At 36.0% G+C, this 1,526-nt stretch carries 2 protein-coding genes and 1 pseudogene; all 3 read right to left on the bottom strand.

The annotated features are described in order from the left end of the window. Window positions 1-164 precede the first annotated feature (164 nt). A complete protein-coding gene (gene cas2 / locus H532_RS0117255) occupies window positions 165-428 on the bottom strand; it encodes a CRISPR-associated endonuclease Cas2 (RefSeq protein WP_027726498.1) in 264 nt (87 codons plus the stop codon). Between the two features lie 3 nt (window positions 429-431). Further along, window positions 432-1,217, bottom strand: a pseudogene (gene cas1b, locus H532_RS19325) (type I-B CRISPR-associated endonuclease Cas1b); the annotation flags it as partial. A gap of 37 nt (window positions 1,218-1,254) precedes the next feature. After that, window positions 1,255-1,526 (bottom strand): transposase (locus H532_RS19320; RefSeq protein ID WP_245566496.1); only part of this gene is annotated, 272 nt, incomplete at its 5' end.

Genomic DNA, 1,526 nt, shown 5'->3' with positions numbered 1-1,526 from the left:
TCACCCAAAAAAATGGCGGTATTGCAAGGTTTTTTTGATGTGAGTTGTTTATTAATTGCAGCACACCACCAGTCGTGTTTCTTAATTTGAGGACTCATAGTGTTGAAAGCCGCACGGCCAAAGGCTTTGTGATGTTTTGGGTCAATTTTGGATACGCTGCAACTTTATAAAAACATGTCATCAAATGACTTGTCAACGCCATAGAAACTCTTTTTTAAATGTTTTGGGTTTTCAATTTCATAAATATTGATTGAATCAACATCTTCATCAATGATATTCTCTAGTTCAAATAAACACTTTTTCAATAAACTTTTTGTCATTTCACCTTCAAAAACCGAATTCTGAGACCATATCAGATATTCTTTTAACTTTTTATGGACCTTTGCCACGCGTTCTTCTGCGACGTCATAGGTGATAATAACATACACTTTTTACCACCACGCTTTCAATGGCTTATACTCTTCGTCTTCAATAAAATGTTTAATAAGCTTATAACACTCTAGTCTAATAAAATATTGATATGAGACATTACGATTTAATTTGCGATGCCTTATAGTAGTTTTAAGTTTTTCAGACCATTCCTTAATAAATTTTTTCCGGCCTTGTTCATTCAATAATACCATCTCTTCCAGATACTCAAAGTCATGGGCAGGATTCAATTGTTTTTTATTTATCAAGGTAAATATAACCGGATCTACCATAAGTGGTTTAAAAATTTCCGCCAAATCCAAACTTAAAGAGAAACGTTTGGTTGACGGCTCATGCAAAAAACTAATTGTAGGATCTAGATGGGTTTTATAAATTTCCGCAAGTACTTTTGTATAACACAAACTATTACCAAAAGAAATCAACGCATTCAACGGGTCTTTTGGAGGCCGTTTTGTTCTTTCATCAAAAGCAAAATCGGGTGAAAGAAAACTGTTAAAAGCCGAATAATAATGTTGTCTTATCGTGCCTTCAACACCCATGACTTCTTGTATGGTTTTTGCTGAGTCAATCTGGCTCTGTAATTTCTGCATAGCATCTATGGTGATTTGGACATTATCTTTATTTTTGTAATGACGCAAATTCCGCAACATATGAAAAGTTGCGCTAATGACAAATTGCTTTGCCAATAAAATTCTTTTTTCATGTTCCAAATAATTTCGGGATTGATGGATGACAGTAAAACCTGATACTTTCTTACGGCGTGGAAAAAATGAACCTGAATAAAAGCCATAATAATTAGGGACTACTGAACAACCTACATTTTGATCAAAAGCTTACCACTCGCAGTTTGTGACATGAAAATACCTGACGAATGATCAAGTGAAAAAAGGAAAAAAAAGTATCCCGAAGGATCTTTTCAAGGTTCATAACCAGAAACTGCAGGGCAATGACGGTTTCACTTGTCTGTCGAAGGCGTGCTCGAATAAGACCAAGCCCATATGTACGCTTGCCCTCGCCAAATTTGCCTTCGACGGCGTTCCGATCCAAGGCGTCCTGGTATTCTATTCGTTTTTGGGCGCTGTCTTCCTCACTGTCTT

Origin of the sequence: Tuberibacillus calidus DSM 17572 (genome assembly GCF_000430685.1) — a bacterium.
GTDB classification, from domain to species: domain Bacteria; phylum Bacillota; class Bacilli; order Bacillales; family Sporolactobacillaceae; genus Tuberibacillus; species Tuberibacillus calidus.
This window is presented reverse-complemented; position numbering and strand designations above follow the sequence as displayed.